Below are 12,694 nucleotides of genomic sequence, written 5' to 3'. Positions count from 1 at the left end.
GCAGGAGACGCGGCAATACCCAATACAAGCCGCAGAGACAGCGCCATGAAGCCCACCAATGTCCTTTTCATTCTGTCCGACGAACATCAGCACAACCTGATGGGGTGCGCCGGACACCCGCTCATCAAGACGCCGGCGCTCGATAGGCTCGCGCAGCGCGGCACGCGCTTCAGCAACGCATACACGCCGTCGCCGATCTGCGTGCCGGCGCGCGCGAGTCTCGCGACGGGGCGCTATGTTCACGACATCCGCTGCTGGGACAACGCAATCGCATACGACGGCAGCACGCCTGGCTGGGCGCAGCATCTGTCGGCGAGCGGCGTGATGACAGAGTCGATCGGCAAGCTGCACTACAAGACGGAGGCGTCGCCCGTTGGCTTTCGCAAGCAGCATCACGCGGTGCACATTCTCGATGGCATCGGCCAGGTGTGGGGCTCGGTGCGCAATCCGATGCCCGAGACGATGGGCCGCTCTCCGCTCTACGACAAGATCGGTCCGGGCATGTCCGACTACAACCGCTTCGACATGCGCGTGGCCGATACGGCGTGCGACTGGCTCGGCGCGCACAGCCGCGACGACAAACCCTGGGTGCTGTTCGTCGGCCTCGTTGCGCCGCATTTTCCGCTCGTCGTGCCGCAGGAATTCTTCGATCTTTATGATCCAGACGGGATCGATCTCCCGGCGCTGCATCCGTCGACGGGTTACGTGCGGCATCCGTGGGTGGAACGTCAGGCGCGGCATATGGATCACGACGCCGCGATCGGCAGCGACGAGCGTCGGCGCCTCGCCGTCGCGTGCTATTACGCGCTCGTGTCGTTTCTCGACGCGCAGGTCGGCAAGGTGCTCGCCGCGCTGCGTGAGAACGGGCTCGACGAATCGACGACGATCATCTACAGCAGCGATCACGGCGACAACCTCGGCAAGCGCGGCATGTGGAACAAGTGCCTGATGTACCGCGAGTCGACGGGTGTGCCGATGATCGTCGCCGGTCCGGACATTCCGGCGGGGAAGGTGAGCGGCACGCCGGTGTCGCTGGTCGATATCCAGAATACGCTGCTCGAATGCACGGGCTGCGATGCGGAAATGATCGACGGTCCGGGCGAGTCGCTCGTTAAACTTGCCCGCACGGAAGACGTGCCTGAGCGCCTCGCGTTCAGCGAATATCACGCCGTGGGATCGGAGAGCGCCGCCTATATGGTCGCGGACAGCCGCTACAAGTACCACCATTACGTCGGCATGCGGCCGGAACTGTTCGATCTGGAAAATGACCCGGAAGAGCTGCGTGATCTTGCGCCGTTGCCGGAATACGCCGACGTGCTGGCGCGCTTCGAACGGCAGCTTCGGACGCTGGTCGATCCCGAGGCCGCCGATGCTGCCGCCAAGGCCGATCAGGACAGACTGGTGCAAGCATTCGGCGGCCGGGACGCCGCGTTGAGAACAGGCACGCCCGCGGCGACACCCGTACCGGTCGAATAGCGCGTGCCATAGACATTCCGATAAAAAACCATGACGGAGACAACTCGATGGCCTCAGCAGACATTGCGGCGGTTGCACGCCAGCCAGCGGTCAGGCAGAAGTGGAAGACGGTGATACTCGCGAGCCTCGGCGGCTCGCTGGAGATTTACGACTTCATCATCTACGGCGTGTTCGCGCGTGAAATCGCGCGGCAGTTTTTTCCCGCAACGGATCCGCTGGCGTCGCTGATCAGCACGTTCGGCGTGTTCGCGATCGGCTACGTGTCGCGTCCGTTGGGCGGCATCGTGTTGAGCAGTCTCGGCGACCGCTTCGGGCGGCGCGTGATTTTTCTGGTGTCCGTGCTGGCGATGTCGGCGGCGACCATCGGCATCGGGCTGATTCCAGGCTATGCGTCGATCGGCGTGCTGGCGCCCGTGCTGCTAGTGCTGCTGCGTCTCGCACAAGGCTTTTTCCTCGCGGGCGAATTGCCTTGCTCGATCACGTACGTCGTTGAAGAGATTCCGGTGCGAGCGAGTCTCGTCAGCGGACTCGTGATCTTCTGCCTGAATTCCGGCGTACTGACGGCGACGCTGATCAGCCTCGCGCTGCACTCGCTGCTCAACGCCGCCGACGTGCTCGCGTTCGGCTGGCGCATTGCTTTCATCTTCGGCGGCGTGATCGGACTGGTCTCGTACTGGCTGCGCACTTCGCTCGAAGAATCGAACGAGTATCAGCGGCTCAAGAGTCACAAGGTTAAGCGTCCGTTCAGAAAGGTGCTGACCGACTACCCGAAGCAGGTCGCGATCGGGGTCGGCGTGGCGGGGATTGTGAATGCATCGAACAGCCTTCTTTTCGTCGTGCTGCCGTCGTACCTGACGACCGTTCTGCACTACGCGCCTACGGCAGTCAGCGCCGGACAGAACCTCGGCATCGCGACGATGTCTGCGTCGCTGCTGTTATTCGCGTGGCTCGGCGATTCGGTGCCTTCGCGGCATTGGCATCGCATCGGTTCGCTTTTGATGCTGTTCGGCAGCTATCCGTTTTACCGTCTCGTGGCCGCGCATGGCATTGATCCGCTGTTTGCGTTCGTGATCATCGGCATCGTCGGCGGTTTTGTGAACGGCGCGTACGCGTATCTGCTGGCCGATCTTTTTCCGACCAACGTGCGTTTCAGCGGCATCGCGCTGTCGCTCAACCTCGCGACCGTGCTCTTCACAGGCATTACGCCGCTGGTCGTCACGCAACTGCTGCATCACACCGGCGCATTGACCGCGCCTGGCATCTTCCTGACGGTCGTCGCGCTGATCGCGTTGATCGCAGGCAGTTTCGTCGGCCGCTTCGGCGGACAGATCGAACGCGTGGCGACCTGAGCGGGGGATCGGAACATGCATGCACAGCATCCGGACGCACTCCAGCTCTCACTTGTCGAAACACTGGGCGCGGATTGCGTGTCGCTCGATGCGTCCGTTGCCGATGCACACGCTGGTGACTGGAGCGACGCGCCGCGTGTCCGGCCACGAATGACGTTGTTCCCACGCACGCCCGCCGATGTTGCAAGCGCATTGCGCGTGCTGGCGAAGCATCGACAACCGGTCGTCGTACAGGGCGGACTGACTGGACTGGCGGGCGGTGCGACGCCGCAGGCGGGTGAAGTCGCGTTGTCGCTTGCGCGCGTCAATGCGATCGAATCGTTCGACAGGATCGGCGGAACGCTGACGGTGCAAGCCGGTGTGCCGCTCGAACAGTTGCAAACGTTCGTCGAAGCGGAGGGCTGGTTCTTTCCACTCGATCTCGGTGCCCGCGGCACGTGTCAGATCGGCGGCAACGCGGCGACGAATGCGGGAGGCAATCGCGTAATCCGCTTCGGTACGATGCGCGATCGGATTCTCGGACTGGAAGTTGCGTTGCCCGACGGCACGGTGCTGTCGATGATGAACCGGGTGACGAAGAACACGACGGGTATCGATCTGAAGCAGCTTTTTATCGGTTCCGAAGGCTCGCTCGGCGTGATCACGCGCCTCGTGCTCAAGCCGGAGCCGAAGCCTTCAGCGGCGAATACGGCGTTGTGTGCGGTCGCGTCGTTCGAAGACGCGACGCGGCTGCTCAAGTACCTGCGCGCGCGGCTCGCAAGTCTCTCTTCGTTCGAACTGATGTGGCAGGACTTCATGAGCGCGGCGATGAATATCGCTCATTTGAAGGCACCGTTCGACGAGCGGTTTCCCGTGTATGTGCTGGTTGAAACGCTGGGCGAATCCTACGATGACGACAGGCTCGCGCTTGAACAGTCGCTCGAACGGATGCTCGAAGAAGGCGTCGTTCAGGACGTGATCATTGCGCAGACCATCGATCACGCGAAGCAGTTGTGGGCATACCGCGAGACGGTCGGCGAATTGCTGTCGAAGCTCAAACCTCATGCGGCGTTCGACATCGGAATACCGATGGACAGGATGGAGCGCTTTGTCGACGATGCACGCTCGTCTTTGAGCGAACGCTTCCCGCAGCAGACGCATTTGTTCTTTGGCCATCTCGGCGATGGAAACCTGCATCTGCTTTCCGGCCCGTATGCGGACGCCTCAAACCTGCTGGAAGTCGAAGAGCTGATCTATGCCGCCGTTAGCGAGGCCGAAGGCTGTATTTCTGCCGAACATGGCATCGGGGTGATTAAAGAGCCGTTCCTGCATTACAGCCGCTCGGAACCGGAAATCGAACTGATGAACAAACTCAAGGCGCTGCTCGACCCCACGGGAATGCTCAACGCGGGCCGTGTCTTCAAGCAACGTGCAGCGTGCACATAAAGCCATGAGACAGGGCTATTCCACGGGCCTTTTCTAAGTGGATTGCTGTCACGCGATCAGTTCGCCACTTCTCGCTTCTTGAACCACCACGGTTCTTGGGTTCGACAGCGAAATGTTGGCCGCGCGTAGCCTTTTCAGTATGGCGAACAGCAGTTCTCGCCACCGCAGGGGTTTCCGAACCGGTGTCCTCGGCGGGCATCGCACCCAGGACCTCGAGCTGCGCATGTGTTCTCGCGAGATCGGGCTGCAGAGAGTTTGCCATCAATCTGTCGACATCGTCGGCTCAGTGCGTCCAGTTCGAATAGCTGGGCGTCGCTGGTTGCCGCAGATGCACGCTGCCTGATCAGAAGAGAGTAAGACACGGCCTGGCGGTTCCTCAAACACATTGCTGGCTTTGGAGCGGCGCCGGCAGCGGACGCCGGGCGATCTTCTCCGCCTCCGCGCGTTTCAGGCCGAACGCCTGCAGGACGATGGCCGCCGTGTTCTCTGCGAGCTTCTCCTGTTTTGATCGAAGCGTTTTGCGGATACGAACCACACGTTTCGACGACGCGGCGGAATTGAGTTCGACGGCCCCCCCTGCGAGCACCGTGCCGATGACGGAAATCACGCACATCAGCTCGTCGGCCACCACGAAGCGTTGCTCGGAAATGCCTCTCTCCGTATCGCGCAGGAGTCGCAGGCCGAGCCCTCGGCTGAGCGCGCGCATAGACAGGCCTTCGCGTATCAGCAGTTCTCCCCAGACCGGCTCACGGCAAGCGCGCAAAAGCGTATGACGAATCGACACCGCGATCACTTCCGCGGGGTCCGACAAGCCGCTTGCGAGTCGATCCAGCGTATTGGCGAATTCCTCGAACAGCCATTCGACCAGCGCGGTGAAGATGCCTTCCTTCGAGTCGAAGTGGTTGTAGAAGGAGCCGAATCCCACATCGGCTGCGTCTGTGATCTCGCTGATCGTCACACCGTCCATTCCTTTTTTCGCGATCAGTCCGAACGCGGCGTCGAGCAGACGGGCGCGGGTTTCGCTCTTGCGCCGGGCAAGACGCGGCGAATCTCCGGCGAGCGGCTCGCGCGCCGGAATCGGGGCCATGACTGCGTGTCGGCGGCTCGCGCGCGGGTTGGAGCCATCAGACATTGTTGCCTCCTCGGTCATTGTCTGTTCCGATTTTAGATTTAAACGTCATAGTTGACAACATCATCAGTAATGGGTCTAATCTCATCCGTGCGGCTGACATGCGGAAACGTGGGCTAGCAGGACTGAACGAGCAGGGTGGATACAGCGGCGGCGTCTCAGGCGTTGACGGACACCAGGCCGGAATCCGCAGATGCCGTGCAGAGCAACGCGTGCGCTTACGCAATCGCGCGGCTCCGTCAATGCTGATCTGCAACACACATGTGTTGCGCGCCAGGTTCGATAGGCGGCCAGAAACCGGAGCCATCGTTTGCCGCGGCGCTCGAGAGGATCAGTAGCGCATCAGAGGGCTTTCCTGTTTTCGCGCCAATGGCAACGCGTGCTTCCGGGCACGGCGGCCTTTCATCAGCGCGGACGACTTTTCTACCTGGACTCACCACCTGTCTTGTGAACATCGTGAAACATTCCGTTCCTGTCGCGCTGAAGCGGGCGCGTTCGTTGTTACCTTCCATCATCCGGTCGACGCATCGGGCGCCCGTCATCCTCATGGCGTGCAGCGCAATCCTTCTTTCCGCATGTCACCAACGCGAGGTCGTGGCGCCCGAGGCCAAGCCGGTCGTTGCACGTGTGGTTCGCCCCGACGGACGCATCCCGGGCGAGTCGCTGCCCGCGCAGGTGGAGGCGCGCTATTCCACGACGCTTTCGTTTCGCGTCGGCGGCAAGATCACTGAGCGGCGAGTGCGTATCGGCGATACCGTCAAGGCGGGACAGACGGTGGCGCTGCTCGACCCAACCGATCTGCAGAACAACCTTGTGAGCGCGCGAGCGCAGCTCGACGCCGCAGAACATCGCCTCGTGTTTGCCAAACAGCAGCTCGACCGCGACGAGGCGCAGGCGCACGCGAACCTGATTGCGCCCGCACAGCTCGAACAGACCCAGGACGCCTACGCGACCGCGCTGGCGCAGCGCAATTCCTCGCTGGCGCAGATGGCGCTCGCCGCCGATCACCTGCGCTATGCAACGCTTGCCGCGGATCACGACGGCGTGGTGACTTCCGAAGATGCCAACACCGGGCAGAACGTTCAGGCCACGCAGGCCGTGTATCACATCGACTGGACGGGTGATGTGGATATCGTCTGCGATGCCCCGGAGCGCGTGGTCAACTCGCTGAAGGCCGGCAGCAAGGCGCGTGTGACGCTGCCCGCGTTGCCGGGCAAGTCGTTTGAAGCGAGCGTGCGCGAAGTGTCGGCCGCCGCCGATCAGGAAAGCCGCACCTGGCGGGTCAAGCTGACGCTCGCGGCAGCGAGCCCGGAAGTGCGCCTTGGCATGACAGCCAACGTCGCGTTCGATTCGGTTCAGGGCAACGCAGCCGGACAGACCTTCACGCTGCCGGTGACTGCGCTTTTCCATCGTGGCGAGAATCCCGCGGTGTGGGTCGTGCGTAGCGGGAGCGACACGCTCGAGTTGCGCCCGGTCACGGTCCAGCGATACGAAGAACGTACGGTGTCGATCGGTTCAGGCCTGCATGACGGCGACCGCGTGATCCTGCAAGGCGTGCACGCCGTGAGTTCGGGGCAGCATGTGCAAGTCGTACCGCCGCTGCATCCGGAGGACTTCCCGTCATGAACGCACGCGACCATGAGAACGGGCCGGACATGCCGCCCGTGAATGCTTCCGACAAAGAGACCGCTGACACAGGCGGTTTCAATCTCTCCTCCTGGGCACTGCGTCACCAGCAGCTCGTGATCTTCCTGATCGGACTGGCGACGCTCTTCGGCGTGATCGGCTATACACGCCTCGCGCAATCGGAAGATCCGCCATTCACGTTTCGCACGATGGTCATTCAGACCTACTGGCCGGGCGCGACCGCGCGCGAAGTGCAGGAGCAGATCACGGATCGCATCGGCCGCCAGTTGCAGGCGGCGCCGTATGTGGACAACATCAAGAGCTACTCGCGCCCCGGCGAGTCGATGATTTTCTTCGCGATGAAGGACTCGGCGCCCGTCAAGGAAGTGCCCGAGACCTGGTACCAGGTTCGCAAGAAGGTGGGCGATATCCGGGCAACGCTGCCGAAGGGTACGGTCGGGCCATTCTTCAACGACGAGTTCGGCGACGTCTACACCAACATCTACGCGCTCGAGGGCGACGGCTTCACGCCCGCGCAGCTGCACGACTACGCCGACAAGCTGCGCACGGTGCTGCTGCGCGTGCCCGGCGTGGCGAAGGTCGACTACTTCGGCGATCCCGACCAGCACATTTTCGTCGAGGTCTCGAATGCGCAGCTCACGCGGCTTTCGATCACGCCGCAGCAGCTGGCTCAAGCCATCGACGCGCAGAATACCGTCGCGCCCGTCGGCACGGTCACCACGGCTGACGACCGCGTGTTCGTGCGGCCAAGCGGCGCGATCAAGGACGAGCAGGCGTTGGCGGACGTGCTGATCACGATCAACAAGCGCACGTTCCGGCTCGGCGACATCGCTACGATCAGGCGCGGCTATGACGATCCGCCCGTGACGCAGATGCGCGTCGGCGGACAGGCGGTGCTCGGCATGGGCGTGACGATGCAAAAGGGTGGCGACGTCATCGACCTCGGCAAGGCGCTCGACGCAAAGGCGTCCGAACTGCAGGCCACGCTGCCCGCGGGTCTGAAGCTCGCCCCCGTTTCGAGCATGCCGCATGCGGTCAAGCACTCGGTCGACGAGTTCGTGCGCTCGGTCGGCGAGGCTGTGGCGATCGTGCTCGTCGTGAGTCTCGTTTCGCTCGGCCTGCGAACGGGCATGGTGGTCGTGATCACCATTCCGATCGTGCTCGCGGTGACGGCGCTATGCATGCATCTGTTCGGTATCGGCCTCGACAAGGTGTCGCTCGGCACGCTCGTGCTCGCGCTCGGCCTGCTCGTCGACGACGCGATCATCGCGGTCGAAATGATGGCGGTGAAACTGGAGCAGGGCTGGAGCCGCACGCGCGCTGCGGCGTTTGCCTACACCAGCACCGCATTTCCGATGCTGACCGGCACGCTCGTGACCGTCTGCGGTTTCCTGCCGATCGCACTCGCGAAATCGAGCACGGGCGAGTACACGCGCTCCATTTTCGAAGTGTCGGCAATCGCGCTCGTCGTTTCGTGGTTCGCGGCCGTCGTGCTGGTGCCGCTGCTGGGTTTTCACATGTTGCCGGAGCGCAAGGGTCATGCCGGCAGCGGTCATGGGCACCAGCACGAGCACGATGTCTACAACACAGGCTTCTACAAGCGTCTGGCAGGCTGGGTGACGTGGTGCATCGAGCGGCGCTGGGTTGTGCTCGGGGTGACCGCCGTGCTGTTTGCGATAGCCATGGGCGCGTTCACGCGCGTGCCGCAGCAGTTTTTCCCGAACTCCGAACGGCCTGAACTGCTCGTGGACCTGAGGTTGCCCGAAGGCGCTTCGTTCGAGGCAACGCTGCGTGAGGCGAAGCGCCTCGAGAAAGTGCTCGACGGCAAGGCGGAGATCCAGCATTTCGTCGACTTCGTCGGCACGGGCGCGCCGCGCTTCTATCTGCCGCTCGACCAGCAGCTTCAGCAGCCGAACTTCGCGCAATTCGTGATTACGGCCAGGGACGTCGAGACCCGTGAGGAGCTGATGCATTGGCTCGACGCGAAACTCGAGAAAGACTTCTCCGGCGTTCGTACCCGTGTTGCACGACTCGAGAACGGGCCGCCCGTGGGCTTCCCGATCAAGTTCCGCGTGAGCGGCGACGACATCGCGACGGTGCGCTCGCTCGCCGAGACGGTCGCGGAGAAGGTCCGTGGCGACTCGCGCACGCGCAACGTCCAGTTCGACTGGGACGAACCGGCCGAACGCTCCATCTCGTTCGAGATCGACCAGAACAGGGCGCGCCAGTTGGGCGTCAGTTCGGAAGACGTATCGGGCTTTCTCGCCATGACGCTATCGGGATATACGGTCACGCAGTATCGCGAGCGCGACAAGCTGATCAACGTGGATCTGCGCGCGCCGAAGAGCGAGCGCGTCGATCCGGCAAAGCTCACGAGCCTCGCGATTCCGACACCGAATGGCCCAGTGCCGCTCGGCTCGCTGGGTCATGTACGCGATACGCTCGAGTACGGCGTGATCTGGGAACGCGACCGGCAGCCGACCATTACGGTGCAGGCCGATGTGCGCGGCGACGCACAGGGCATCGACGTCACGCGCGACATCGACCACGCACTCACCTCGGTGCGCGCCACGCTGCCTGTCGGCTATCGGATCGACGTGGGCGGTGCGGTCGAAGAAAGCGTGAAGGGGCAAACGTCGATCAATGCGGAAATGCCGCTGATGATCATTGCCGTGCTCACGCTGCTGATGATTCAGCTCAAGAACTTTGCGCGCACGTTCATCGTGGTGCTGACGGCGCCGCTGGGTCTGATCGGTGTGGTAACGGCGCTGCTGCTGTTCGGCAAGCCATTCGGATTCGTCGCGCTGCTCGGCGTGATCGCGATGTTCGGCATCATCATGCGCAACTCGGTGATCCTGGTCGATCAGATCGATCAGGACTTCGCGGCGGGGCATGCACGCTTCGACGCCATCATCGGCGCAACGGTGCGGCGCTTCAGGCCGATCATGCTGACGGCGGCCGCCGCCGTGCTCGCGCTGATTCCGCTGCTTCGCTCGGGCTTCTTCGGACCCATGGCAACCGCGCTGATGGGCGGCATTACGATCGCCACGGTGCTGACCGTGTTCTTTCTGCCGGCGCTGTACGCGACGTGCTTCAAGGTCCGCCATGACGAGCGCGGCACGCAACCGGTCGTCGTCGAGCATACGGAGGTTTGATCATGAGCTTCAACTACAGGACATCCGTGCTGGCGGTGGCTGCGGCACTCGCTGTGAGCGCGTGTTCGTTCGGACCGGGCGGCGAGCCGCCGGCCATGCCTTCGCCCGAGCATTACGGCGCGCAGGCGCAGCCTTCGAAGACAGTGGCGGCGGGCGGCGTTACACAGACTTTCGAGGTAGGCGCGACCTCGGCGCCGCAATGGTGGCGCCTCTATCGCTCCGATGCGCTCGACGCTCTCGTCGACGAGGGCTTGCGCAACAGTCCTACGCTCGCGTCGGCACAGCGCACGCTCGCGTCGGCGCAACAGCAACTGCGGGCGCAGATCGGCGAGACGACGCTTCCGTCGATCGACGGTGTCGCACAGGTCCAGCGCGCCCGGTCACCGGTCGTGCCCGGACTGGGTCCCGAGCAGGTGCAATACAACTTCTTTGCAGGTCAGCTTGCGGCGCACTACACGTTCGATTTGTTCGGCCAAACGCGTTACATGAACTCGGCAAGCGCGGCTCGCGTGAACGTACAGGCGTATGAGCTGGAAGCGTCGCGGCGTGCGCTGGCCGCGAACATCGTGGGTACTTCGATCAATGTCGCGGCGCTCGACCGGCAGATCGCGCTCACTGAACGGATCGTTGCCGTATCCAACGACACGGCAAGCGACGATCAGCAGCGCTATGCGCTCGGCTCGGTCTCGCGCGTGCAGGCGCTTGGGTCGAAACAGGATGCCGCGTCGGTCGCGGCGACTTTGCCGGCGCTGCGTCAGCAGCGCGCCTCTGCGATTCATGCACTCGCTGTGCTGCTCGGCCGTACGCCCGACAACCCGCCGAGCGTGCCGGCACTCGACACGCTGTCGCTGCCCGAGCATGTGCCCGTCGCTGTCCCTTCGGACCTGCTGCGTGCGCGTCCTGACATTCAGGCCGCCGACGCCGCCGTCAAGGCTGCAGCCGCCGATGTCGGCTCTGCAACGGCGCAGATGTTCCCGAGCCTGTCGCTGACCGCCTCGATGGGCCGCGGCGGCTTTAGCTGGCCGGCGCTGCTTTCGGGCGCAGGCGGCCTATGGGCTATCGGCGCCAGCCTGTCGCAGCCGATCTTCCATGGCGGCGCGCTCGTTGCACAGCGCCGCGCGTCGATCGATGCCTACGACGCCTCAGTGCTGCACTACAAGGCGACGGTGCTTTCCGCGTTCCAGGACGTGGCGAATTCGCTGGCCGCACTCGACAACGATGCGCAGACGCTGGCGTCGAACGAAGTAGCCGCTCAGGCCGCGCGCGCGGCATTCGACGACACCGCGTCGCGCCACCGGATGGGCTCGCTGCCTGCCACGGCGCAGTACGCGAGCGAAGCGCGCTATCTGAACGCGCAAATGGGCGCGGTGCGGGCGGAGAGCCAGCGCATGAGCGACACGGCGGCGCTTTTCCAGGCGATGGGCGAGCTGCCAGTGAACCAGCAGACGGCGGCGTCGGGGCAATGACGAGTGAAAACGGGGAAGGCGGCGCTGGCATGTCCCCGTTTGTCCGATAGCGCTGCAACGATCGCCGACCAATCCGTCCTGCGCGGCGAGAATTAAAGCAGCTCCGCGAGCTGCGTATCACGCTCTATGAGCGAGGTGCGAGCGGCACCGGGGGTGACATTCCGGCGGACATGCTGGGCGCGATGGCAAACGCACCCGGACCGCTCGCGTCAGTCATCCCTCTCACTACTCCTCTGCGGCCTCGTCCACGACGGGCAGCGGACGCGCCGCGATCTTTTCCGCCTCCGCGCGCTTCAGACCCAGCGTTTGCAGCAGCATGGCCGCCGTGCGCTCGGGAAAATGCTCGCCGCTAAAGCCGAGTTCTGCGAGCACTGCCGGTGCGGTTGCGCCCGGTGCGGCAAAGTTCAGATCGGCTGCAATCACTGAGAGGACCGTGCCTCCCACTGCCAGAAACGCGACAAACGGATCTGCGACGATGAAACGCTTCGCAGCGATGCCGTTGCCAATGTCGCGCAGCAGTCGCTGGCCCAGCCCGCGGCTCACGACACGAGCAGAGAACCCTTCGCGAATCAGGAAACGTCCCCAAACCGGGTCGCGCCGTGCGCGCAGCACCGTATGGCGAACCGAGACCGAGACCACTTCGGCCGGATCGGAAATGCCGCCCGCGAGACGATCGAGCATGTCCGCAAATTCCTCGAACACGTTGTCGATCAGCGTCGCGTAGATCGCCTCTTTCGACTCGAAGTGGTTGTAAAACGAGCCGAAGCCGACGTCTGCCGCCTCGGTGATCTCGTTGATCGCCACGCCCTCCATGCCTTTTTCGGCCATCAACCTGAGCGCCGCGTCCAGCAGCCGCGCGCGTGTCTCACGTTTGCGGCGCGCGCCGCGAGGCTCGCGTTCTTCGACGACGGGAGCCGGCGAGACGGGCGCCTTACGCGCCGGACGCTGGGCTGTCCGACGATTTGTCGTGTTCGTCATGTTCAATCCTGATCTGGTTATGTCCACAGTATAGATTCGAACGTCTACATTGACAAAACAATCAGCGAT

At 63.4% G+C, this 12,694-nt stretch carries 8 protein-coding genes; 6 read left to right on the top strand and 2 right to left on the bottom strand.

The window, feature by feature from the left end; genetic code table 11:
• Positions 1-45 precede the first annotated feature (45 nt).
• The 3 genes from ACTJLB_RS21965 to ACTJLB_RS21955 are packed head-to-tail and all read left to right on the top strand — an operon-like array spanning position 46 to position 4,250.
• Complete coding sequence (locus ACTJLB_RS21965; protein WP_440784444.1) at positions 46-1,476, top strand: sulfatase-like hydrolase/transferase; 1,431 nt, start codon at positions 46-48, stop codon at positions 1,474-1,476.
• Between the two features lie 47 nt (positions 1,477-1,523).
• Positions 1,524-2,825 carry an MFS transporter gene (locus tag ACTJLB_RS21960; protein WP_020065718.1) on the top strand — a complete coding sequence of 434 codons (1,302 nt, stop codon included), beginning with the start codon at positions 1,524-1,526 and terminating at the stop codon, positions 2,823-2,825.
• A 15-nt stretch (positions 2,826-2,840) separates the two neighbouring features.
• Positions 2,841-4,250, top strand: a complete 1,410-nt coding sequence (locus tag ACTJLB_RS21955) for an FAD-binding oxidoreductase (RefSeq protein WP_440784443.1) — start codon at positions 2,841-2,843, stop codon at positions 4,248-4,250.
• Between the two features lie 376 nt (positions 4,251-4,626).
• On the opposite strand, the gene ACTJLB_RS21950 is transcribed toward ACTJLB_RS21955, so the two are convergent.
• Complete coding sequence (locus ACTJLB_RS21950; protein ID WP_440784442.1) at positions 4,627-5,382, bottom strand: TetR/AcrR family transcriptional regulator; 756 nt, start codon at positions 5,380-5,382, stop codon at positions 4,627-4,629.
• Positions 5,383-5,826: 444 nt separating this feature from the next.
• Here ACTJLB_RS21950 and ACTJLB_RS21945 point away from each other — a divergent pair, with 444 nt between their 5' ends.
• The 3 genes from ACTJLB_RS21945 to ACTJLB_RS21935 are packed head-to-tail and all read left to right on the top strand — an operon-like array spanning position 5,827 to position 11,647.
• Positions 5,827-7,005 carry an efflux RND transporter periplasmic adaptor subunit gene (locus ACTJLB_RS21945; protein ID WP_440784441.1) on the top strand — a complete coding sequence of 393 codons (1,179 nt, stop codon included), beginning with the start codon at positions 5,827-5,829 and terminating at the stop codon, positions 7,003-7,005.
• A complete protein-coding gene (locus ACTJLB_RS21940) occupies positions 7,002-10,181 on the top strand; it encodes an efflux RND transporter permease subunit (protein ID WP_440784440.1) in 3,180 nt (1,059 codons plus the stop codon). Before ACTJLB_RS21945 ends, ACTJLB_RS21940 begins: the two co-directional genes overlap by 4 nt.
• A gap of 2 nt (positions 10,182-10,183) precedes the next feature.
• Positions 10,184-11,647, top strand: a complete 1,464-nt coding sequence (locus ACTJLB_RS21935) for an efflux transporter outer membrane subunit (protein ID WP_440784439.1) — start codon at positions 10,184-10,186, stop codon at positions 11,645-11,647.
• 225 nt (positions 11,648-11,872) lie between these two features.
• Here ACTJLB_RS21935 and ACTJLB_RS21930 read toward each other — a convergent pair whose 3' ends face one another.
• Positions 11,873-12,625: a TetR/AcrR family transcriptional regulator gene (locus tag ACTJLB_RS21930; RefSeq protein ID WP_440784438.1), complete on the bottom strand. Its 753-nt coding sequence runs from the start codon at positions 12,623-12,625 to the stop codon at positions 11,873-11,875.
• Positions 12,626-12,694 lie beyond the last annotated feature (69 nt).

The sequence above is a fragment of the Paraburkholderia sp. 22098 genome (assembly GCF_052045935.1).
GTDB lineage: Bacteria > Pseudomonadota > Gammaproteobacteria > Burkholderiales > Burkholderiaceae > Paraburkholderia > Paraburkholderia caledonica.
The sequence above is the reverse complement of the archived record's forward strand: the minus strand, read 5'-3'. Positions and strand labels throughout refer to the sequence as shown.

What these genes read in the sequence shown, in the direction of transcription:
- ACTJLB_RS21960 (WP_020065718.1), top strand. Translation starts at nt 1,524, where the DNA reads ATGGCCTCAGCAGACATTGCGGCGGTTGCACGCCAGCCAGCGGTCAGG.
- ACTJLB_RS21940 (WP_440784440.1), top strand. Translation starts at nt 7,002, where the DNA reads ATGAACGCACGCGACCATGAGAACGGGCCGGACATGCCGCCCGTGAAT.
- ACTJLB_RS21935 (WP_440784439.1), top strand. Translation starts at nt 10,184, where the DNA reads ATGAGCTTCAACTACAGGACATCCGTGCTGGCGGTGGCTGCGGCACTC.
- ACTJLB_RS21930 (WP_440784438.1), bottom strand. Translation starts at nt 12,625, where the DNA reads ATGACGAACACGACAAATCGTCGGACAGCCCAGCGTCCGGCGCGTAAG.
- ACTJLB_RS21955 (WP_440784443.1), top strand. Translation starts at nt 2,841, where the DNA reads ATGCATGCACAGCATCCGGACGCACTCCAGCTCTCACTTGTCGAAACA.
- ACTJLB_RS21965 (WP_440784444.1), top strand. Translation starts at nt 46, where the DNA reads ATGAAGCCCACCAATGTCCTTTTCATTCTGTCCGACGAACATCAGCAC.
- ACTJLB_RS21950 (WP_440784442.1), bottom strand. Translation starts at nt 5,382, where the DNA reads ATGTCTGATGGCTCCAACCCGCGCGCGAGCCGCCGACACGCAGTCATG.